Origin of the sequence: Wolbachia endosymbiont (group A) of Longitarsus flavicornis, assembly GCF_963931955.1 — a bacterium.
GTDB lineage: Bacteria > Pseudomonadota > Alphaproteobacteria > Rickettsiales > Anaplasmataceae > Wolbachia.
This window is the reverse complement of sequence record NZ_OZ008337.1, coordinates 606804-629323: the sequence shown is the minus strand read 5'-3', so window position 1 is coordinate 629323 and position 22520 is coordinate 606804. Positions and strand designations below refer to the sequence as shown.

The 22520-nt window shown below is 34.5% G+C and carries 14 protein-coding genes and 4 pseudogenes; 8 read left to right on the top strand and 10 right to left on the bottom strand.

The genetic code is table 11. The annotated features are described in order from the left end of the window. Nucleotides 1-111: 111 nt before the first annotated feature. From acpP to thyX, 4 genes are all read left to right on the top strand, one after another. Nucleotides 112-372 carry an acyl carrier protein gene (gene acpP / locus AABM58_RS03100; RefSeq protein WP_338406307.1) on the top strand — a complete coding sequence of 87 codons (261 nt, stop codon included), beginning with the start codon at nucleotides 112-114 and terminating at the stop codon, nucleotides 370-372. A gap of 13 nt (nucleotides 373-385) precedes the next feature. Beyond that, nucleotides 386-1654, top strand: a complete 1269-nt coding sequence (fabF, locus tag AABM58_RS03095) for a beta-ketoacyl-ACP synthase II (RefSeq protein WP_338406306.1) — start codon at nucleotides 386-388, stop codon at nucleotides 1652-1654. Between the two features lie 92 nt (nucleotides 1655-1746). Beyond that, nucleotides 1747-3024, top strand: a complete 1278-nt coding sequence (gene murA / locus AABM58_RS03090) for a UDP-N-acetylglucosamine 1-carboxyvinyltransferase (protein WP_338406305.1) — start codon at nucleotides 1747-1749, stop codon at nucleotides 3022-3024. 9 nt (nucleotides 3025-3033) lie between these two features. Further along, nucleotides 3034-3885 carry an FAD-dependent thymidylate synthase gene (gene thyX / locus AABM58_RS03085; protein WP_338406304.1) on the top strand — a complete coding sequence of 284 codons (852 nt, stop codon included), beginning with the start codon at nucleotides 3034-3036 and terminating at the stop codon, nucleotides 3883-3885. 14 nt (nucleotides 3886-3899) lie between these two features. Here the strand turns inward: thyX and AABM58_RS03080 are convergent. From AABM58_RS03080 to AABM58_RS03070, 3 genes and pseudogenes are all read right to left on the bottom strand, one after another. Next, a pseudogene (locus tag AABM58_RS03080) lies at nucleotides 3900-4726 on the bottom strand (IS5 family transposase). A 102-nt stretch (nucleotides 4727-4828) separates the two neighbouring features. Continuing rightward, nucleotides 4829-6010, bottom strand: a complete 1182-nt coding sequence (locus AABM58_RS03075) for a hypothetical protein (protein WP_338406303.1) — start codon at nucleotides 6008-6010, stop codon at nucleotides 4829-4831. A 114-nt stretch (nucleotides 6011-6124) separates the two neighbouring features. Next, the gene (locus AABM58_RS03070) at nucleotides 6125-9511 is read right to left on the bottom strand and encodes a hypothetical protein (protein WP_338406302.1); all 3387 of its coding nucleotides are present in this window, start codon (nucleotides 9509-9511) and stop codon (nucleotides 6125-6127) included. Nucleotides 9512-10089: 578 nt separating this feature from the next. On the opposite strand from AABM58_RS03070, the pseudogene AABM58_RS03065 reads away from it, so the two are divergent. Continuing rightward, nucleotides 10090-10916 (top strand): annotated as a pseudogene (locus AABM58_RS03065) (IS5 family transposase). Nucleotides 10917-11229: 313 nt separating this feature from the next. Here the strand turns inward: AABM58_RS03065 and ubiB are convergent. Then, the gene (gene ubiB, locus AABM58_RS03060) at nucleotides 11230-12660 is read right to left on the bottom strand and encodes a 2-polyprenylphenol 6-hydroxylase (RefSeq protein ID WP_338406301.1); all 1431 of its coding nucleotides are present in this window, start codon (nucleotides 12658-12660) and stop codon (nucleotides 11230-11232) included. After that, entirely contained in the window at nucleotides 12657-13397 is a 741-nt protein-coding gene (locus AABM58_RS03055) for a metal ABC transporter ATP-binding protein (RefSeq protein WP_338406300.1), read from the bottom strand. Before AABM58_RS03055 ends, ubiB begins: the two co-directional genes overlap by 4 nt. On the opposite strand from AABM58_RS03055, the gene AABM58_RS03050 reads away from it, so the two are divergent. Beyond that, nucleotides 13389-14270: a zinc ABC transporter substrate-binding protein gene (locus AABM58_RS03050; protein WP_338406299.1), complete on the top strand. Its 882-nt coding sequence runs from the start codon at nucleotides 13389-13391 to the stop codon at nucleotides 14268-14270. The two genes, AABM58_RS03055 and AABM58_RS03050, sit on opposite strands and share 9 nt — an antisense overlap. A 410-nt stretch (nucleotides 14271-14680) precedes the next feature. Here AABM58_RS03050 and AABM58_RS03045 read toward each other — a convergent pair. The 3 genes and pseudogenes from AABM58_RS03045 to rpmG form a co-directional block, all read right to left on the bottom strand. Beyond that, nucleotides 14681-15952 (bottom strand): annotated as a pseudogene (locus tag AABM58_RS03045) (IS4 family transposase). 167 nt (nucleotides 15953-16119) lie between these two features. Continuing rightward, the gene (locus tag AABM58_RS03040) at nucleotides 16120-16395 is read right to left on the bottom strand and encodes a helix-turn-helix domain-containing protein (RefSeq protein ID WP_213863160.1); all 276 of its coding nucleotides are present in this window, start codon (nucleotides 16393-16395) and stop codon (nucleotides 16120-16122) included. A 25-nt stretch (nucleotides 16396-16420) separates the two neighbouring features. Continuing rightward, nucleotides 16421-16621, bottom strand: a complete 201-nt coding sequence (rpmG, locus tag AABM58_RS03035) for a 50S ribosomal protein L33 (RefSeq protein WP_015589280.1) — start codon at nucleotides 16619-16621, stop codon at nucleotides 16421-16423. Between the two features lie 149 nt (nucleotides 16622-16770). On the opposite strand from rpmG, the gene AABM58_RS03030 reads away from it, so the two are divergent. After that, complete coding sequence (locus tag AABM58_RS03030) at nucleotides 16771-18543, top strand: Rne/Rng family ribonuclease (protein ID WP_338406298.1); 1773 nt, start codon at nucleotides 16771-16773, stop codon at nucleotides 18541-18543. A gap of 87 nt (nucleotides 18544-18630) precedes the next feature. Continuing rightward, nucleotides 18631-20553: a molecular chaperone DnaK gene (gene dnaK, locus AABM58_RS03025; protein WP_338406297.1), complete on the top strand. Its 1923-nt coding sequence runs from the start codon at nucleotides 18631-18633 to the stop codon at nucleotides 20551-20553. Nucleotides 20554-20795: 242 nt separating this feature from the next. On the opposite strand, the pseudogene AABM58_RS07850 reads toward dnaK, so the two are convergent. Then, nucleotides 20796-20909 (bottom strand): annotated as a pseudogene (locus tag AABM58_RS07850) (WPE palindromic element domain-containing protein); the annotation flags it as partial. 117 nt (nucleotides 20910-21026) lie between these two features. After that, nucleotides 21027-22520: a DegQ family serine endoprotease gene (locus tag AABM58_RS03015; protein WP_077188355.1), complete on the bottom strand. Its 1494-nt coding sequence runs from the start codon at nucleotides 22518-22520 to the stop codon at nucleotides 21027-21029.

Genomic DNA, 22520 nt, shown 5'->3' with positions numbered 1-22520 from the left:
GCCAGCTAGGGCAGTAGAAAATTTTACTGTAGTTTACCAGTTATAAAAGATATTGCAAACATAAAAATTTTTTATAACATCAAAGAATAGGTTATTTTTTTGGTAAGAAATGTGAATAGCGAACTAGCAAAGAGCACTAGAGAAGACATAGAAGAAAAAGTGAAAAAGATTATACTAGAGCACATTAGTAAGGATGTAGAGAAATTCAACAGCTCTTCAAAGCTTTCGGAGCATGGTACAGACAGTTTAGATGCAGTTGAAATCATCATGGCGGCAGAAGAAGAGTTCGGAATAGAAATTCCAGATGAAGACGCACAAAAAATGGAAACTATGGAGCAAATAGTTGAGTACATTAATAGTAAAAAAGGCTAATAGTTAGTGTTAAATGAGCAGAAGAGTAGTAATCACTGGTGTTGGTTTAATCACTCCACTAGCGGCAGGTGTTGACAACACTTGGTCAAGGCTAATAAAAAGTGAGTCTGGCATAAAAGCAATCAATACAGATAGATTTGACTCTTCTGATCTTGCTTGCAAGATTGCAGGGCAGGTGCCTGTGCAATCCGATAATATTGAGAATTATTTTAATCCTGTAGGTTATATTTTTAAAAAAGATCTAAAAAGAACGGATCGTTTTATTCATTACGGCATTGCAGCAGCGATTCAAGCTGTGGAGGATTCATCTTTAGAAGATTCAAAAATAGATAGAGAACGTGTTGGCGTAACTATTGGCTCTGGTATAGGTGGTTTACCATCAATTCAGGAAAATGTAATTACCATGCAGGAAAAGGGACCCAGACGTGTCAGTCCATTTTTTGTCCCTGCAAGTCTAATAAATTTGATATCTGGCCATATTTCTATTAAGTACGAATTTACAGGTCCAAACGATTCAGCAGTAACCGCATGTGCAACAGGTGCGCATGCAATCATAAACTCAGCAAGAACTATAAAACTTGGTGAAGCGGATGTTATGATTGCAGGTGGAGCAGAAAGTGCACTGTGTAGAGTTGGAATTGCAGGTTTTGCATCTATGAAAGCGTTATCAACTAAATTCAATGATAAACCCAAAGAAGCTTCAAGACCATGGGATGCAGAACGCGATGGTTTTGTTATGGGTGAAGGAGCGGGTATATTGGTGTTGGAGGAATACGAACATGCAAAAAAAAGGGGGGCAAAAATACATGCTGAACTGGTTGGGTACGGACTCACAGGAGATGCGCACCACATTACAGCACCACATCCAGAAGGAAGAGGCGCATTTAAGGCAATGCAGCTTGCTTTAAAGAGCGCACAAATTAATCCCAATCAAGTAGGGTATATCAATGCACATGGAACTTCAACGCCACTTGGAGATAAAATTGAAGTAATAGCAATGAAACAGTTATTCGGTGACTACGTTTATAAAATACCTGTTTCTTCAACTAAATCTTCTATAGGACATTTACTTGGTGCTGCAGGGAGCGTTGAAGCAATATTTAGTATTCTTGCGTTAAATAATGGAATTATTCCGCCAACCTTAAATTTACACAAACCTTCAGAAGGATGTGATTTAAATTTTGTACCGCTTAAAGCTCAAGAGCATAAAATTCAATATGCACTTTCTAATTCGTTTGGTTTTGGTGGCACTAATGCATCGCTCATCTTTGGACAAGTGTAATCAATTCTGTTTTTTTAGACCAAACACTATCATGTAATTTGCCTTTTACTGTCGATTTACTATACTTATTCAGTAAGATCTAGCTTAATTAAATGCACAAAATATTAGTAAGTAGTAACCATGAACCTCTGGTCGGAAAAATCAAGATTAATGGCTCAAAAAATGCTGTTTTACCAATAATGGCAGCAAGTCTATTGAGTAGCTTCCCGGTAATTTTGCATAATGTACCTGATTTAATTGATGTGCATCTAATGTCTAAGCTGCTTGAGAGTCTTGGAGCGAAAGTGAACTTTACACGCAATAAAGATCATAAAGCAAATCATACTTTGGAAATTGACTGCGGTAATATCAACAATCACGTAATGTCACATGAAACTGCAAGTAAGCTGCGAGCATCTCTTTTAATGCTAGGTCCAATTCTCAGTAGATTTGGTAAAATCATAACAGTCTTTCCTGGTGGATGCAATATTGGAAAGCGTCCTGTTGATATGCATATCAAAACATTAGAAGAAATGGGAGCTAAAATTGAAGTTGAAGGCTGTAATATAATTGCAACAGTGAAAGGAAAGCTACAAGGAAAAGAAGTTATACTTGAGAAAATAAGCGTTGGTGCAACAGAAAATGTAATAATGGCAGCAACACTTGCAGAAGGAGTGACAATAATAAACAATGCTGCAACGGAGCCGGAAGTTCTTGATTTAATAGAGTTCCTAAAGAAAATGGGTGCTAATATTGAGATTAGTGATACAAGGATCACAATAACAGGAGTTGAAGAATTAAATGGATGTGTTCATAAAATAATACCAGATCGCATAGAAGCAGGCACCTATGCACTGGCCGCCATAATAACTAACGGTAAGCTGGAGCTGGAAGGAATAAATCTATCTGATATAAGGTGTATTACAAATGAGTTGGAGACTATAGGAGCTATGGTTGAACTGTATGATGGGGGCATTGTTATTTTCAGAAAAAATGGCTCTATTAAATCTGCTAACGTTGCGACAGATCCATACCCCAACTTTCCCAGTGATATGCAACCACAACTAATGTCTGCAATGTGCATTGCTGATGGGATATCAGTAATTGAAGAGAATATTTTTGAAAACAGATTTGCACATGCAGATGAATTGAGAAAGTTAGGCGCTAATATCAGCATCGAAAAAAGTAAAGCTACTATAAGTGGAATAAAAAGCTTGTCTGGAGCTAATCTATATGCTACTGACTTAAGATCAACAGCAGCTTTGGTGCTTGCTTCTTTGGTAGCCGGTGGAGAAACTATAATAAACAATTCACATCATTTATGGAGAGGATATGAAGCAATGCATGAAAAACTCAATTCATGTGGAGCTGATATCTCCATTTCATCTTGAGGATATTTTATGAATGAAGCAACCAAACGAACTACAGTAAAAGAAATAGATGGAATCTTATATGAAGAACATAAGGTATTAGACCATGGATTTATTCGAGTAGTGGATTATATGGGCTCTGACAGTAGCATAGTTCAAGCTGCTCGTGTTTCTTATGGCAAGGGAACAAAACAGATAAGTCAGGATGAAGCACTTATAAAGTATTTAATGAGACATCATCATACAACTCCATTTGAAATGTGTGAAATTAAGTTTCACGTGAAACTTCCAATTTTTGTTGCAAGGCAATGGATAAGGCATAGAACTGCAAATGTGAATGAATATTCAGCAAGGTATTCAATACTTGATAATGAATTTTATACACCTAAACCAGAACAAGTTGCAAAACAATCTGACAATAATAAACAAGGTAGTGGGGAAGCTTTTGATCCAGATACCTCAAAGGAAATAATAGATTCTCTAACAAATGACTCTAATTTAGTATATTTTCATTATGAAAAATTTATTGAGCAGGGGCTTGCAAGAGAAATTGCCCGAACTAACCTAACGCTTAATTACTACACGCAATTTTATTGGAAAATAGATCTGCACAACCTCCTTCATTTTTTGAAGCTTAGAGCTGATAAGCATGCCCAATATGAAATCAGAGTTTATGCAGAAGTTATGTTGGATATAATAAAAAAATGGGTCCCATTGGCCTACAATGCCTTTGTTGAATATTGCCTAGAATCAGCCTGTATTTCAAGAACTGGTCTAGAAATAATTCGCAAATTAATTAAAGGGGAAAACGTTACTAGAGAAGAAAGTAATATTGGTAAAAGAGAATGGGACGAGCTGATGTCTATACTTGATAAACAATAGACTTCTTTCAAAATTCATGTATGGAGCTCAAAATTGTGAATTGCAGCAATCAAATTAAACCTTAAACCAAAACGTTTTCGTCGGTTTCTATACCTGTCCGAGATGATTTTAAACCTTTTCAATAAGCCAATTACGTTTTCAACAATTGCCCTTTGGCTCATAAGTGCCCTGTTCTCTTTTTTTTGTTCTTTGCTTAACGGATTCTTTTTCATTTTCCTGTGCGGTAATACAACATTTTTGTGTATCTTCTGCATTCCCCTGTAGCCGGCATCAGCTAAGATTTTGGTGTCCGGTAATATTGCTACCTTTGATTCTCTAAACATCCGAAAATCGTGTTTTCTACCATTCGAGAAAGATGTGCATATGACTTTTTTACTCTTCTTCTCTGTTACTATTTGTGTTTTTATAGTATGCCTTTTTTTCTTTCCAGAGTAGAAGGGCTTTTGCTTTTTTTTGGTCTCTCTACTGGCGTTTCAGTTCCGTCTATTACTAAAACTTCATATTCTACATCACTCTTTAATAGCTCTTTTTTTCCTGGTAATGCAAAATCTGGATGTTTTATTAATATGTCTTCTACCTATCTTATTATTTTAAAACTGTTACTTTCACTCATGCCATAGCTTTGCCCAATATGAAAATATGTACGATATTCTCTTATATATTCCAGTGCCATAAGTAGCCTGTCTTCTATGCAAAGTTTACTTTTTCTTCCACTTCTAGCTTTTTTTCTTTTATCCTCCACTTCTAGAATTTCTACCATTCGCTCAAATGTTGCTTTTTTTACCCCTGTTAAACGTCGAAACTTTTCTCCTTCTAACTTTTCTATTTCCTTATATTTCATGCTTTCAAATACTTCATCTTACACTCCCTCTAACAATTTTGAAAGAAGTCTAATCTTAAAGATAAAGGCATATGCATAAACCTTTATAGCAATTGTATATATTTATAGATTTATAGGTGTAAGCAACAATTTACCAGTATTGTTATCAACTGATATATCAACTATTTTTGAGTTTGTTCTTTCTGTTGTTTCATAAAGTTCCTCAGCTTTCTTTAACATTAATGTTGCATTTCTAAGTGTAACGTAAATCTCACAATAGTCTGGAGAATTTTCAATATACATATTATATGAATAAAAATTTACAGCCAGTTCTACTGCCCTACAAACTTCCTCTGATGTAAAATTAGCAACTCCTGTATTAGGACAAAAGCCAACTGCTCCTCTATTAGGGTCAAAAAATATGTATTTACCATTCTCTGCTTTATATACCAACATAGAATGTGCAATATTCTCGTCATCACTACCTCCTTCATTACAAGCATAACAGGAGAAATTAAATTCTAAGTAGCATTCTATCTCTATATTATCCAAAGCACACTTGACTTTTTCTTGATTAATATGAACCCATACTTCTGTTGACGATAAATCATTACACTCTTGTTCATATATTGTCTTGTCATAAAATTGATCTCCCTCACGTCTCTCAATGCTCTGAATATGAAGAATAGGTAAGAATTGCAACAAGATCTGCGTCATCAACAATTCAGTTGTTTGTTCTTTTCTTCCATCAATATAATCTATAAAATCTTGTTCAGGTACAACATCAGCAGACCTGAGAAATCCAGCAAAGTCTTCCATATTCTTTAATTCTAAAAGAGTAATAAAATAATTTAATGGATGACATAGGCCCTCTTCAGGATCAAAACCCAAAATTTCCTCAAATCTATCTTTTAAGTGTACAAGTTTTGATATGCTATCTGACATAAAATCATTCAAATTGAATTGAATAGCTTTCTCACTTTTAAACAGTTCTTTGTATTGTTTACTAGGTAATAAAACTGGTGCTTTATATACATATCTACCATTCTCTCTATGTATACCTTCTATATCTCTAATGATGCCTTGTTCCACATTTTTACTAATGGCAGATTTGTTTTCATGATCTCTTATATTGGTAGTTTTATTTAAAAATTTCACTACTTCTTGCCCTGAAAAAATTCTATCAATTTTTTCATTTGCAGTTTTGAAAAATACTTTAATTTGAGAGTTATCTTTAGAGGTATAGACTCTTAATATACTGGATTCATCAATATGATTGACATATTTATTAACGTATTTTGGCATATTAATTATTTAAAATATTAACTATATTAGCTAATATTACAACAATTTACACCACTAAGCAATTAATATTTTAATTATATACTTATTAAACTTAACTTATTGTGTTAGTATTGATCAAATTAACTCATCACTTTTATAGAACATCTCATTGAAATCACTTAGAGTTCCAAAATCATAATTTTTGATAAACAGGTGATTATTTGTAACATATGCATCAGGAAGAATCATCAGTTTTTCATCATAACTAGAATCTCGTGCATAAACTTTTTTATACAGAGTAATCATTTGATCATAATCGTATTTTCTAGCGGTGTATTGACTATTTAAGTTTTGATAAAAATTATCTATGTCTTCACCTGTAGCTTGTAGCACTGCCTTATACTTTCCCGTTTCAATAGGTTCACCTATCTTTATCTTTAAAGGGTGCTTTAGGTTTTCCTGTGTATTATCTTTCATGCTGTTTATAACGCTTTTCATGACGACTTCTTCTTGTTCGTTCTTATCCTCTTCTAAGGCTCTTTTGCTCCTTTTCTCATTAGCAAGTTGCATGCCATCTTCTTTACTGACATTTGATCTAGGTGTCTTCTCTTCTACATTAGTTTTATCATTACTTGCATGTTGCATTGAAGTATATAAACCAGATAGGCCTTCGCCTGCACTTTGAGATGTTTTTTCTTGGTTTGCTGGCAGATGAGATGATTCCTGTTCATTTTGGGCTTTCTCTGCTTCACTACCATAATCTGGTTGATTAACCTTCACGTACTTATGTTGTGAATGTTTTTCACTGCTCAATTCAACCTCGACCCACTGTTTAAACTCTTGATCATAACCTTTTAGCTTAGTCAAAAAATCCTCAACTAATTTACTACCTTGAGATCTATCTGTACCACGTGTAGAAAGGTTTTTTAGCAAATTATCAATCATATCTGGGTGTTTATCTTCAAGAAATTTTATCACTTGTTCAGCGTCTGAATGATAATGTTCTCCTCTATTACTCTGAATATTATTGCGCAATATCTCATCTGGTTTGAGATCTTTGTTTCTTATCGCAATCAAGGCTTCTTTATCTCCATGATCATTGATATGTTTGCCATTTTCTAAATCAGCAACATAGTTCGCTATACCCTCGTGCATTGACAGCGGTACGTCAACACCTGTGCCATAATAAGAGTTCATGATATTTAAAGCGTGACCCATTTCATGCTTCAAAGTTTTACATGAATCTTCGAAGTTATTCTGAATATACAGATGTACATGAAAATTATGACGTTCGATAGTTGTCATACCAGAAGACTTCATGTAGGAACTGCTTCCTTTTGATGCTTTTAAGTAGTCTTGATAATCCTCTTCTGTGTTAAATATAAAAACACTAAGGTTTCTGTCATACCAAGGTGCATTAACATTAAATGTTGAGTCGTAATCTTCTATAGAGTTTTGTATAGTGCTTTTTATACTTTCTAATTTTTCATTACTCAAATTTTTTCCATCATATTTTATATCCACTTTAATTTTATAGTTTTCCAGTAACATGCTATCATTATTAGGCACAAGATCCTCTATGATTTTTTCACCACTTTGCTCTAATATCCATTTTTTGAATTCTCTTTCAATTTCTGGATTTTTTAACCTCTTTTCCAGCTCTGCTTTAATAGCATATTTACTATTGTTGCGTATCAGATCATTAATCAGGGATGGATACTTATCCTGCAAAAATCGTACAAGACAACCTGGTGCATAAAGGCTTTTGCTCACATTAATTATATCATAGGGAGTGGTACAACCTAGCTTTCGCATCTCATTAAGTGCATCTTTCATGTAATACATATCGTTTTTACCCTGTTTTGCAAAACCATAGTTCCACATAAAACCACCCATACCACTACGCAAAGCCTGAGGTACAGCATCCAGATTGCCAGTAGCATATTCAAGAAACGCATCGCTCATTTGCTCCATCAGGTATAAAGACTTCGAACACGGGAGGGACCCTCCTAATATGAAGGTTTTTGCTATAGTGCCATCAGGCTCGTGTTCCCTTACCGTTCCACCACGCCAAAACTTCTCACCTGATAATTCCTCAATATATTTTTCATAGTCATCATCATTTTTAAAAATATAAAGCTGTATTTTTGCAGGCCCCCCATTATTGCTTTTTTGTGTATAGAAGTTATCACACCAATCCTCGTAAACTTCTTTTAAAGCATCCTTCATGTAGTCATATGTATAACCTTTTTCCATACCTTCACCATACTTCACTTCTATAGTCAGGTTATTATTTATTGTTACATTCTCTGTATTTGGAAATAAGTTCTGCATGAGTTCTTGCGACACCTGAGGTTTCATGGTCTGGTCTTCTTTTCTTGCTTGAGTATTTACTGAGTTATCACTTTCTTCCGTACTATTATCATTCTCTTCAGCCACTTTTTTCCTCCTAGATTTAATTTCACTCTCTACCACAACTTCTTCATCTACTTGCTCATCATCAATTGTAAATTCAGTACCTATCTGATTGCTATCTTCCTCCAATTCATTAGATAATTTTTCAGATAGCTGGTCACCACTCAAATATGGTTCCTTTGAATATTTAGCATAATTATGGGGATCAGTGCTATCTGCTGAATAAAACCCACTTTCAAAGCCAGAGTAGGAGCTTTTATTGAGCACAAAAAACAAGTTTTCATGATCAACTAGCATATCATAACCAGAACTAACGCAATGTAAATATTCATTGTCTTCGTATTCTGCTATATAGTATTTATTTGAATCAAGGATAACTTCATTTGTTCCCTTACCTTCTGCAGTGAACTGTAAAACTACTGCTGAACGCCCGCTACCTATATCATTACCTTTTACCACTTTAAATATCTTAATCTCATCCTTTTCTATAAGTTCTTTTAATTCCTCGTTCTTTTCATTTAACTCTTCCTCCCTTTGTCTTTCTTCTTCTCTTTCTCTTGCCAATCTTTCTGCTTCTTCATCAGCTTCCTTCTGCAGTTGTGAGAATACATTTTGTAATACATCTTGTGTGGTTAAGTTGTTTTTATTGTTTAGAAAATTATCTAACATATTTGATGCAATTGGTGACAATTTACCATGATCATCAAATACTTTTTCCTTTGCTTTATCATAGTGATTTGGATTATAAATTACAGCTAAAGGATAAAAACCATAATCTACGATTGACGCCCCATCAGATGATAGTTCCATTGAGAATCCATAGTGATTAAGTGGAAGATTGGAAGTTAAAGATCTACCGTTATCATCCCTAACGTATAGTTCGCTTCTACCATTGTACTCACTATATTTATTGTAGTAGATATAAAAATTCTCATGGTTAAGATTGAAGTGATCATCTAGATTATCGAGTTGAATTGTACTGCCAAGCTTCTCACGCAAAAAATTTTTGCTTCCATCTGTAAGCTTTATACGTGCAGAAAAGTAGTATCGATCTATAGGTTCACCTTTTTCTATCTCAAAATTCAAAGTAATCTTATCGTTGACCATTAGTAGCCTCTAAAAATTATATAAATCTATTCATTATTTTATTTATCAATTATATGGTGTGTACTATGAAAAATGTGTTAAGCGTTAAAATTTTTTTGTGCACCTAGGTAAGGTATTGCAATCTGTCATTCCAGCGCAGCCACAAAAATTCCTTGACAAACTCCGCCAGCCTCCTTATCATGAAACTGAAGTTATTTATTTATCTTCTCTGTACAGATTAAATGACAAAAAAACTCACGTATCTGGCGTCTCATGTTTAATTTTTTGCACTATGTGCACCTTATGTCTTCACAACATTTCTAGGTTTTTACCTACACAAGCTGAAACGCGCTTATAAGTCGTTCAAGACAGTATAGTACGCCAATTTGCAGGATTAGAGAGTGACAACTAGCTAACATGGGGTTTCTTTTGCCTTTTTTTCTGCTTAGTAAATTTCTTAAACATTTAAACTAAGGGGAGTTGCATTTAAAAGCAGCTAAATTGCAGTGTTTAAGACTTAAAAAACGCCAATACTAAAAATAGACAATAGACTTCTTTCAAAATTGTTAGAGGGAGTGTAAGATGAAGTATTTGAAAGCATGAAATATAAGGAAATAGAAAAGTTAGAAGGAGAAAAGTTTCGACGTTTAACAGGGGTAAAAAAAGCAACATTTGAGCGAATGGTAGAAATTCTAGAAGTGGAGGATAAAAGAAAAAAAGCTAGAAGTGGAAGAAAAAGTAAACTTTGCATAGAAGACAGGCTACTTATGGCACTGGAATATATAAGAGAATATCGTACATATTTTCATATTGGGCAAAGCTATGGCATGAGTGAAAGTAACAGTTTTAAAATAATAAGATAGGTAGAAGACATATTAATAAAACATCCAGATTTTGCATTACCAGGAAAAAAAGAGCTATTAAAGAGTGATGTAGAATATGAAGTTTTAGTAATAGACGGAACTGAAACGCCAGTAGAGAGACCAAAAAAAAGCAAAAGCCCTTCTACTCTGGAAAGAAAAAAAGGCATACTATAAAAACACAAATAGTAACAGAGAAGAAGAGTAAAAAAGTCATATGCACATCTTTCTCGAATGGTAGAAAACACGATTTTCGGATGTTTAGAGAATCAAAGGTAGCAATATTACCGGACACCAAAATCTTAGCTGATGCCGGCTACAGGGGAATGCAGAAGATACACAAAAATGTTGTATTACCGCACAGGAAAATGAAAAAGAATCCGTTAAGCAAAGAACAAAAAAAAGAGAACAGGGCACTTATGAGCCAAAGGGCAATTGTTGAAAACGTAATTGGCTTATTGAAAAGGTTTAAAATCATCTCGGACAGGTATAGAAACCGACGAAAACGTTTTGGTTTAAGGTTTAATTTGATTGCTGCAATTCACAATTTTGAGCTCCATACATGAATTTTGAAAGAAGTCTAATGACTAGGGTTTCTTTTGCCTTTTTTTCGTTTGGTAAATTTTTTAATATTTATACGGAAGGTGTCATTCCAGCGCGTGACGCTGGAATCCAGTCCTTTCGCACAGTTCCATCAAAAACGTTGTAAAGCGCTTTCGTGTTTACCAACTTAGTGCTCAATCTGGATCCCAGTGTCAAGCACTGGGATAACAAGAAAGGGAGCACTGGAATTTTTGCTTCAATATTTGCGATGCCCCTGAATAGATACAAAAATTAAGTTGAATAAAAATTGGGCTTGACGCAGTTTTTTCCCATAGTTTAAGAAATTAAAAGTTTAACGATTAGAATTATAATTACAAACCACAGTAAAAAATAGACTTTTCCATTTGATTTATTTTTAATTTGGATGTTTTCTAATTTTTTATCAGCTATTAGGTTTAATTTTTCTATAAGGCTAAATATCCCTTGGATTGTTTTTACAGGATAAGAACTTCTAATTTTTTCCCTATACCCTATTTTACTTTCATGTTGACTGCTTATCCACGCTTCAACTACTTTCCACATATTGATTTCTGGGTAGATCTTTCTACATGTCCCTTCCAGTAAAATCATAGTTTTCTGCAGCAATAACAATTGTGTTTGAACTTTCATATCAAAATCACCAGTTATTTTTAATAGCTGAGCAAGTAAACTAGCAAATGAAATCTTCTGTATAGGCTGCCCAATAATGGGTTCACCTATTGCCCTGCAAGCTGTGACAAAATTTCTATGCTGTGATGAAACGTAACCAGCTTTAAAGTGCATTTTTGCAACGTGATCATAATCCCGATTTAAAAAGCCTTTGAGTATCTCTATAACGTAATAGCATGTTTCACGATCTATTCTACCCATGATTCCACAATCCAGAGCAATAATATTGTTATTACTATCAACCATTAGATTTCCAGGATGCATATCAGCATGAAAAAAACAATCCCTGTATACCTGATTACAAAACGATTCTATAAGATTGATAGCTATTTGCTTATGATTATTCAGTTTTTCAACTTCGTATATTGGCGTTGCTTCTATCCATTCTAATGTTAAAACCTTTTTCGAAGTTCTATTCCAATCTACTTCAGGTACGTAAAAACCTCTGTCATTTTTTGTGTTTTCCTTTAGTTCCGAAGAGTGAGCAGCTTCAAAACGTAGATCTAACTCTAATCGGCAAATTTCAGCAAAAGTTTTGACTAATTCAATCGGCTTCAGCCTTTTTGATTGTTCGCTAAATTTTTCTGCAATTTCCGCAAGCCAAGAAAGCATCTTTATATCCCTTGAGAATGTTTTCTCAATATTTGGCCTTAAAACCTTCACAGCAACTTCTTTACCCTCAGTTGTAACCGCTCTATGCACCTGAGAAATCGATGCTGCTGCAATTGGCTTTTCAGAAAAGCTTGAAAAAATGTCGCTCAATTTACAATTAAACTCACTTTCTATAGTTTTAACTGCTATTTTATGTGAAAATGATGGCAATCTATCACATATCAATAACAAGTTATTTGTTATATCCTCATTTAAAACATCAGTACGTGATGAGATAGACTGCCCAAACTTAATGAACACCGGACCTAATTTTTCAAGAGCACGCTTTAGTTTATGGCCTTGTATCTTATTTATTGATTTCTTTGATGGTGGAAGTAAATAAGGTAATATATTGTAACGCGTCAGCACTGTAGTTATGTGCAGAAGACGCAAAATATTTTGAATCATTTCGCTGCGTAACTGCTAAATATTTCATTTAGGGTTCTATTTTTCATAATCTCATCAGGCTTGCCTTGGCAGTAGACAGTATTATTTATACAAATTATGTAATCTGAGGATGGTAGAGCAGAGTTAAGATCATGAGAAGTCATAAGAATCGACACTAATCGGTTTTTTGCTATTTTGCTTATAATATCATAGAACTTAGCCCGTGCGTTAATATCCATTGCACTAACTGGCTCATCTAGAATGATCAAGTCAGGCTCTGCAATTAAACAACGTGCAAGTAGCAATAATTGTGTTTGCCCTGCAGAAATTTCTAACACTTGATTCTTCAAAATGTTACCGATACCAACCAACTCTATCGTTTCTGTAATAATGGATTGATTTTTCTTTAGTCTTTTCAAGGAGCTATTTAAAAGGAAATATTCAACTGTTATTGGCATCAAATTACTAATACTAAAATTTTGCGGCATATAGCCAATTTTTATGTTGTCAGCAAATACGATATTACCGGTACAGCTTTTATTTATGCCAGCAATTGCTTTCACTAAAGAGGTTTTACCTCCACCATTTGGACCAAGTATTGTAATTACGTCTCCTCTTTCCATGAACATATTGATATTGTCAAGGATTCTTTTACCATCATATGTGAGAGCAAGATTTTCTATTTTTAGAACATGATTATTGACATTATTTAATTTATTGACAAAATTTAACTTCTTCTCAACGTTTATATGAGACATTTACTGACTTTGTTTCTATTACTTTCATTTACACTATACTATAATATCGCCTTTTCATCCAATTTAAAAGTTGTAGCTACAATCAAACCTATCCACTCACTTGTAGCTTCTGTTACAGAAGGGATTTTAGAACCGGAATTGCTTGGCTATGCAACATCTGCGCATAATTATATATTAAAGCCATCTGATGCGAGTAATTTAGAATCAAGTGACGTTATATTTTATGTTGACGATAACTTAGAGACGTTTGTTCAAACTTTCGCCAAAAATAATAAAGAACTAGTGCAATTGTCAAAGGCAATCAACCTACTTCCTACTCGGCCACATTCATTTTCTAGAAAAATCACTCACATTCAAGATGAAAAAGATTTACACATGTGGCTGAGTCCCGAAAATGCAAAGAGCATGATACTTTCTATAAGTGCAACATTGTCTGACATAGATAAAGGAAATTCCCATCGATACAGTTCTAATGCAACAAAAGCTATAAAAAAAATAGACCAAGAAGTAAAAGAAATCATGAAAGAACTGAATGATTTTAAAAATCAAAAATACATCGTTACTCATGATGCTTATCAATATTTTGAAAAATATTTCGGTCTAAATCATCCAAGCGCTATTCTTTCTATAGAAGAGGATTCTTACATAGGTATGAAGAGTTTAATGAAGCTAAAAAAGATAATGAAGGAAGAAAACGTTAAATGTATATTTGCTCATTCACAGGAAGATAGCATAAAGCCTAACGCCCTTTCTAATGACGCAAAAATGGTAGTTCTTGATCCTATTGGATCAGACATAGAGCCTGGAAAAGATGCATATCTAGCTATAATCAATAGCATTGCACAAAATTTTAAGTCTTGTTTTGTTGAGTAATAAGTTCCCTTTTAGTTTACTGTTTTATTGTTCTACAAATCAAGAAGAAGTGAGTTTACAACAAATGGTGTCATTCCAGTCTGGAATCCAGCTTTTTCATAATCATCAAAACGTTGTATTTTAACATAAAACGGCTACTTTTATGCTTACTAACTTAATAAAATTCCTGGATCCCAGTGTCAAGCACTGGGATGACATCGTAGGGGCGCTGGCCTGATAACCGTCATCCCGCTACTTGTTAGCGGGATCTAGAGATACCGCGAATGAATCGCGGTATGACGGTTCGCGGCGGCATGACGATAAGGTTTATACCTTGTCATCCCAGTGCTTGACACCGGGATTGATTTATCTTGTCTACCTTATTTTGCCACTCCGCTGAACGGACAATGGCGTCAACTTAAGAGCCTCCATTAGCAAACTCTCCTAAAGACATGATGGCGTTTGGGCTTATCTACCTTATCGCGGCTGTCCTGGTCGGATTTTAACTTTAGCGCGTATACTTGCTCTATCAAAAAGGGCTTGAAAGTTTTTTGGCGAACAATTTCCAATAAGTACCTGATAGAGTTTCTGCCTCATTACACCAAATAAAACTGAAAAATTTAAACGATACTCAGCAATTTGATCTGGATTCCAAGGCCCTTGTGCATCACACATATGAAGCGACAATATATTACACATGACTAAGTTTGCCCAAAATTCTTGTAATACAGCCTCTAAATTTACGCCAGAAAAATTCTCTAATTCTGCACCTATTTTGAGTCGTTTATAGCACTCCTCTATATGCCACCTTAACACATAAGCTTTGCTGATATCTTCCAAAGTAAATTTTACTCGGTCAAAAAGTGAAGTAATCAATACCTCTGTTTCTCCGTTGGCTAATGTCAGCACTATAACTCTTACTTTCTGTCCTTTCATTTTATTTTTTAGCTTTTCATTTTCTAATATAAAATCGAAATCTAATTCTCCAGATGCAATTCGTTCCCATAGCTTGCTATAATTTCTTTTTTGCAAGCGAAAAATAAAATCTACTTCCAAATCATAATGCTGCTGAATGAATTTTACTGAAGGATAACCACGATCATAGATAAATAATAATTTCTTTTGATTTAATGAACGCATTTGAGTGATAACTTCGGGTAATTGCTCTTCCGCCAACGTTTGTTCACCTATATTCCAAGCCGCAAGACGAGCACTACAAATCAGCGAAGTACACAAATCAACAAACAAATTGCCAATGGTGGCATTGTGCCTGTTGTTCCATTTGGTTTAAAGCGGCCAAACTCGGATACAATTTCCTCAGAGCTGGGTAATCTCATACCAGAACCATCTGCTGCAATAAGTCTATAGCCTCTCCAAGTTCCATACTCAGGTTCATCCTGATAGGCTGTTTGGATGCTTAGCTCTAATAATTCTTGAAAGCCTGTATGGCAAATCTTATACCTTGCTTTAGAAAAAGCTTGCTTTGAGGGTGGAGTTTTACATGTCAATGGCTCCATAAGTTCACATTCTATTCCCAAACTTTTTTTAACTAACTTTAAAATCATAGAAAATACTGTCGAAAAAGGAAGTTTTCTTGTTCGTGTAAAACTGTTTTTTCCAACACAATGGATTCTCTGAAAAGCTTTCGAGTATATTATATTTTTAATTTGTAGAATAAAATTTTTCCTTTTTGCATGTTTCACCTAAAAAGGACACATTTTAAACTTCTTTGTTGAAATAAAATAGAAACAAAAGTGCTGTTTCCTGCGGCTTCTGGATAATTTAATGGTAAAAGTTTTAGAGAGAAATTTTATACACTATCGCTGATATTTTTCCTTAAGTTGACGCCATTGGCTGAACGGATACCATATTATGCAGGTTTAGAATTATGCTTTATTCTTACGTTTATGTCTTGGCCCAATACAATCAATAAGTTAAGCAAGTATTCTAAGGAGAACCCTTCGATTTTTGACCTATTGATTTGAGATACTTTAGGTTGATCAATCTTTAGAGCGTTTGCTGCTTTTTTCTGTGTTGTGTACTTCTTACTTATTAATTGTGCAATGATCTTTATTAATTTCAGTTTTGTATCTTTCACATCCCCCAACTCTACTATTATAGGATAACTTAATTGTAAATTTTGCATAATAATAAAATCCCTTATAAAAAAATTACTTTAGTTTTTCTTCTTTAAATAACACATGCCTTCTGACTACTGGGTCATACTTCCTAAACTCCAGTTTTTTGGTGAGCTTTTTTGGATTACGCTTTTTTACATAAAAATAACCTGTTGATTTTTCTTCACCAGTTTTTGTTGTCTTGATTGCAGTGCTAACTAACTTAACGAGCAAAGAAGCATTTTTTTTCGCCATACTTATAATGATATAATAAATTCTATGCGAGTTTATTACGCAAAACACTAAAAGTCAACCGAATAATGCAGATCGTAAAATTCTTGACAATCAACAGTGCATTAAGTAGCATGAAGTTAACTTCAGAATGAAAAGCAAACGGTAAATAAGTGGCAAATAGTGGTAAAAGGTTATTATTGATAGAAAATTCTACCTGTTCTAATGAGGTAAGAGTTGCCTTATCAGTTAATAATAAGGTTGTAGAATTTGAACAAGAATTCAAGGAAAAAAAACAATTAAGAGGTAATATATACGTTGCTTATATAAAGCGTATAGAGCCTTCTTTGCAAGCCGTATTTATCGAATATGGAAAAAATAAGCAAGGTTTTTTGTCTTTTTCCGAGATATCTCTAGATTACTTCAATATTCCAGAAAAAGAAAAGGAAACTCTCTTTGAGAGCTACTCAAATGACGATTATACAGAAAAAGGGAACGATACCATAGCAAATGTCTCTTCAGATTCTGCAGCTAGTAAGAATGTCAACGAGTCAGGTAGTGGTTTTGTAAGAGAGGTACCTTTATATAAAAAATACAAATTACAAGATGTTATTTCAGTAAATCAAAAAGTATTGGTTCAGCTAACTAAAGAGGAACGAGGCAATAAAGGAGCTTCATTTACAACATACATAACTTTAGTGGGTAGATACTGTGTTTTCATGCCAAATTCCATGAGTAAAGGTGGAGTGTCTCGCAGAATTGAAGATGCTAATGTCAGAAAGCAGTTAAAGGAGATACTGAGTTCAATAAACTTGCAAAAAAGATCAGGTTTAATAATAAGAACTGTTGGTTCAGGAAAAAATAAGAAAGAAATTGAGCAGGATTACAATTACTTATCCTCACTATGGCAGAGCATTCAAAAAAATGCCTTCTCTGTAAACGTTCCATCATTAATTTACAATGAAGCAGATGTAATTATGAGATCTGTTCGTGATTTTTGTAGTGATGGTATAGAAGTTATAGTGTCTGGAAAGGAAGCTTTTGAAGCAGTTAGGCAATATGCTAACAATGCACTAAAAGGTAGTAAGTTGCGCTATAGATTGTATAGAGGTTATGTTCCGATCTTTACTTATTACGGAATCGAAGATCAAATTTCTGAGTTATATAGCAATAGAGTAGAATTGCCATCTGGTGGGTCTTTGATAATAACTTTAACTGAGGCGTTTGTTTCAATAGACGTAAATTCAGGAAAGATGACAGGAGAAGATAGCATAGAAGAAACAGCTTATAGAACCAATATGGAAGCAGTACCTGAAATATCAAGACAGGTGAATCTTAGGGGCCTATCAGGATTAATAGTAGTCGATTTTATTGATATGTTGAAATATCAGTATTGCAGAGCTGTTGAGTCTGCTATAAAGCAAGCGTTTAAAGACGATAAAGCTAAAGTTCAATTGAGCTACATAAATGACTTTGGTTTAATGGTATTTTCAAGACAAAGAATTAAACCAAATATACAAGAAATTAATACTACAGAATGTTTACACTGCAAAGGTACTGGAAGAATAAAATCAAACGAAGTAATTGTTTCATCAATACTAAGGGATTTACAACATATTGCTAACAAGAATCGAAATAAGTCTTTTGATTTAGTAGCGCACAGTGGAGTTATAGCGCACATTTTTAATAATAAACGGAATACAGTTTCTACAATCGAAAAAGAGTTTAATATTACATTGAACGTCAGTATTGATAACAGTTTAGATGTAAACACATTTGTTTTAAAACAAGGAGATGATGTTAATTTAAACGGTTATAAGCCATTACAGAACTCTGGATACCAAATTGGGGATAGCAGCAATGAAGAAGCTGATAATTCAAATAAACTACGAGGCAATTTTTGGCTGACTAAGTGGCTTTCGCGCCTTTTAAGTTCTAATGACTAATTAGAACTCCTAAATTGGGCTTGTAATTAATAAGCCCTATACTTATATATTCTTATATCAGATAATATTTACAATGGGGTACTCATTATGGGAAGAGCAATAGGCATAGATCTTGGAACAACAAATTCTTGTGTTGCAATAATGCAGGGCAAGGATACAAAGGTAATAGAAAATAAAGAAGGGGCAAGAACTACCCCATCTATAGTTGCATTTACTTCGTCAGGAGAAAGGTTGATTGGCGCTCCTGCAAAAAGACAAGCAACCACCAATGCAAGTAATACCTTTTTTGCTACTAAGAGATTAATAGGCCGTCAATACGGTGATTCTGAAATGAAAAATCTAAACGTGCCGTATAAAGTGTTTGCAGCAAAAAATGGTGATGCATGGGTTAAAACAACTGATAATAAAGAATACTCTCCTAGCCAAATTGGTGCATTTATACTACAAAACATGAAAGAGGCAGCAGAAGCTTATCTTGGAGAGGAAGTAAAAGATGCTGTGATAACAGTGCCAGCATACTTCAACGACTCTCAACGTCAAGCAACAAAAGATGCAGGAAAAATTGCCGGATTAAATGTACTCAGAATAGTAAATGAACCGACTGCTGCAGCACTTGCTTATGGTCTTGATAAGAAACATGGGCACACAATAGTAGTATATGACCTTGGTGGTGGTACATTTGACGTTTCAATACTTGAAATAGGTGATGGAGTTTTCGAAGTGAAAGCAACAAACGGTGATACCCATCTTGGAGGTGAAGACTTTGATAATGGAGTAGTGAGTTATTTACTAGATGAATTCAAGAAAAGTAATGGCATTGATTTGAGAAATGATCCAATGGCTATGCAAAGAATCAAAGAAGCTGCTGAAAAAGCAAAAATTGAATTATCAAGCGCAATGGAAACGGAAATAAATCTACCGTTTATTACAGCTGATGCAAGTGGCCCAAAACACTTAAATATGAAATTAACGAGAGCAAAACTTGAAAGTTTAGTGAATGATTTAATCGAAAGAACTATGGCTCCTTGTAAAAAAGCTCTTGAGGATGCTGGTTTGTCTGCTAGTCAAATTGGCGAAGTGGTTCTTGTTGGTGGCATGACTCGTATGCCAAAAGTCATAGAGAAAGTTAAAGAATTCTTTGGCAAAGATCCACATAGAGGAGTCAATCCTGATGAAGTTGTAGCAATTGGAGCTGCAATACAGGCGGGGATCATTCAAGGTGATGTAAGAGATGTATTACTACTTGATGTGACTCCACTTTCTCTTGGTATTGAAACTCTAGGAGGAGTATTTACTCCACTTATTGAACGTAATACCACAATTCCTACTAAAAAATCTCAGGTGTTTTCAACTGCAGAAGATAACCAAACAGCTGTTACAATTAAGGTGCATCAGGGTGAAAGAAAACTGGCAGTTGATAATAAGCTACTTGGTCAGTTTAGTTTGGAAGGGATACCTCCTGCTCCGCGCGGAAGGCCACAAATTGAAGTGACATTCGACATAGATGCAAATGGAATAGCGCACGTTTCTGCAAAAGATAAAGCTACTGGAAAAGAGCAAAAAATACGCATTCAATCTTCAGGTGGTCTATCTGATGATGAAATAAATCGCATGGTGAAAGAAGCTGAAGAAAAAGCTCACGAGGATGAAAAGCGTAAAAAATTCATCGAAGTTAAGAACCAGGCGGATAGTTTAGTCCATTCTACAGAAAAGTCTCTGACAGAGTATGGTGATAAAGTCTCACCTGAAGATAAATCTGCTATTGAAAGTGCACTGAATGAGCTGAAAGAGGCTAGTAAATCTGATAACATTGATGACGCTGATTCAATACAGCAGAAAGTTACTAATCTTTCTCAATTATCTATGAAACTTGGAGAAGCTATGTATCAAGCATCTCAACAAAATAGTGCTGAAAATGGCTTTTCATCAGAAGGAAATCCAAATGATAAAGAAGAAAAAGTAGTAGATTCTGATTATCAAGACATAGATAATAAGGAAGAGAATAAGTAATTGTGATCACTTTTCCTGTCATCCAAGTAGCTGACACTGGAATCCAGTTTTCCATATAATCTCATCGAAAACGTTGTAACCACTTTCTATGCTAGTTTGCTTGCTTACAAGCAAACTTTCCTGGATCCAAGTAGTCAGGGCACTGGGATGACACCCTTCCTAGTTGGGATGACATTCTATGATAGGTACTTAGAATGGCTACTAAGGCGACAAGCAAAGGTCTCTTTTTGGTACCTCTTTCTTGTCATTCCAGCGCGTGACGCTGGAATCCAGTCTTCATTATACAACTGCTTGATGTGCTCATTTGCAGTTAAATTTTCTGGATCTGAGTAGTCAAGCACTGGGATGACATCCTTTGGTTTTTTATATGGTTATGCAAGAAATCTAGTGTAGATTTTAATTTATTTTATAAGATTGAAGTGTTACAGTAGCGAGCTTACAACACTACTGTTTTGTAAATTTAGTGAATAAAATTACTTCTTTAACTTTATTGAAGCGAAAAATTGATTTCCATTGCGGTAAATGAGCAACATTATTGAATCTTTACCGTTTTTCTTTACTGCTAAATCAACTTGTTTTTGAAAATCGTTAGTATTTTCTATATCAGTTCCATCCAATTGGATAATGATGTCCCCTTTTTTAATACCACGCAGTGTGGCATTACTGTTACTATCTACATTGGTAACTATCACACCTTTTGTAGGTACATTATTTTTACTTTCTTTTGATTCTTTTGGCAGATTTGAAACAGTTAAACCGGTTACATAATCAGATGTTGATTTATTTTCTTCTTGATTGTTATCTTGGCCATCATTTGTAGATTCTCCGATCACAACTTTAATATTAACCTCTTTGCTCTTTCTAAGTAACTTAACTTGCACTTTTTTCTCAGGTCCAGCTCTTGAAACCATTTGAGGTAATTGTGTCATTCTATCGATTTTTTTACCGTCAAATTCTAATAATATATCACCTACTTTAATCCCACCTTTCTCTGCAGGACTATCCTTTACTATACTTGCAACCAATGCGCCTTTTATATCTTTTAAACCCAAAGACTCAGCAAATTCTTTCGTTATAGGCTGAACTTGCACACCAAGCCAACCATGTTTTATTTTTTTGCCACTTTTTAATGTGTCAATAATTGACATAGCTAAATTAGATGGTATGGCAAAACCTATACCCACGTTGCCGCCAGACTCAGATGGAGAATAGATAGCAGTATTAATACCTATAACTTTTCCATTTAAATCAAATAACGGTCCTCCAGAGTTACCCCTATTAATTGCAGCATCAGTTTGAATAAATTCATTCATAGTGCCAATACTAATGTCCCTGGACCTTGCAGATATAATTCCTGTGCTTACAGAGCCACCCAAACCAAATGGGTTACCTATTGCCATAACCGTATCACCAACCCTTGCTTTATCAGAATCACCAAATGCAACAGAAGAAAGATCTTTATCAGAATTAATCTTAAGCACAGCAAGATCAGTTCTTGCATCATAGCCTAAAACTTCTGCTTTGAAATAAGTATTATCGTTCATAGTAACTGTGATATCTTTGGCGTTTTTAATAACGTGATAATTGGTTACTATAGTTCCACCTTTATCTATAATAAACCCAGAACCAAGCAACACCACCTCTTTGTTAACACTAGGGCCCCTATCCATAAAAAACTGATCAAAATGCTCAAAAAACTCTCTAAAATCATCAAAAAAATTATTTCCTGGCATAGATGGAACTCTAGTTCTGCTGTTATTTTCTTGTTTGATGATTTGTTCGCTTGAAATATTTACAACCGCAGGAATGAGTTCTTCCACTAAATCGGCAAGTCCTTGATTACAGTTGCATGCAGTAGTGCTAGCATCAACGACCTTTTTTGCATTCCAATCAAACATATTAGCATACGAAGAAAACGCAATTAGAAAATATGCAAATATAGATAAAATAAATGCCTTACTTTTCAT

What these genes read in the sequence shown, in the direction of transcription:
- fabF (WP_338406306.1), top strand. Translation starts at nt 386, where the DNA reads ATGAGCAGAAGAGTAGTAATCACTGGTGTTGGTTTAATCACTCCACTA.
- murA (WP_338406305.1), top strand. Translation starts at nt 1,747, where the DNA reads ATGCACAAAATATTAGTAAGTAGTAACCATGAACCTCTGGTCGGAAAA.
- thyX (WP_338406304.1), top strand. Translation starts at nt 3,034, where the DNA reads ATGAATGAAGCAACCAAACGAACTACAGTAAAAGAAATAGATGGAATC.
- AABM58_RS03075 (WP_338406303.1), bottom strand. Translation starts at nt 6,010, where the DNA reads ATGCCAAAATACGTTAATAAATATGTCAATCATATTGATGAATCCAGT.
- AABM58_RS03070 (WP_338406302.1), bottom strand. Translation starts at nt 9,511, where the DNA reads ATGGTCAACGATAAGATTACTTTGAATTTTGAGATAGAAAAAGGTGAA.
- ubiB (WP_338406301.1), bottom strand. Translation starts at nt 12,660, where the DNA reads ATGATTCAAAATATTTTGCGTCTTCTGCACATAACTACAGTGCTGACG.
- AABM58_RS03050 (WP_338406299.1), top strand. Translation starts at nt 13,389, where the DNA reads ATGAGACATTTACTGACTTTGTTTCTATTACTTTCATTTACACTATAC.
- AABM58_RS03055 (WP_338406300.1), bottom strand. Translation starts at nt 13,397, where the DNA reads ATGTCTCATATAAACGTTGAGAAGAAGTTAAATTTTGTCAATAAATTA.
- AABM58_RS03040 (WP_213863160.1), bottom strand. Translation starts at nt 16,395, where the DNA reads ATGCAAAATTTACAATTAAGTTATCCTATAATAGTAGAGTTGGGGGAT.
- rpmG (WP_015589280.1), bottom strand. Translation starts at nt 16,621, where the DNA reads ATGGCGAAAAAAAATGCTTCTTTGCTCGTTAAGTTAGTTAGCACTGCA.
- dnaK (WP_338406297.1), top strand. Translation starts at nt 18,631, where the DNA reads ATGGGAAGAGCAATAGGCATAGATCTTGGAACAACAAATTCTTGTGTT.
- AABM58_RS03015 (WP_077188355.1), bottom strand. Translation starts at nt 22,520, where the DNA reads ATGAAAAGTAAGGCATTTATTTTATCTATATTTGCATATTTTCTAATT.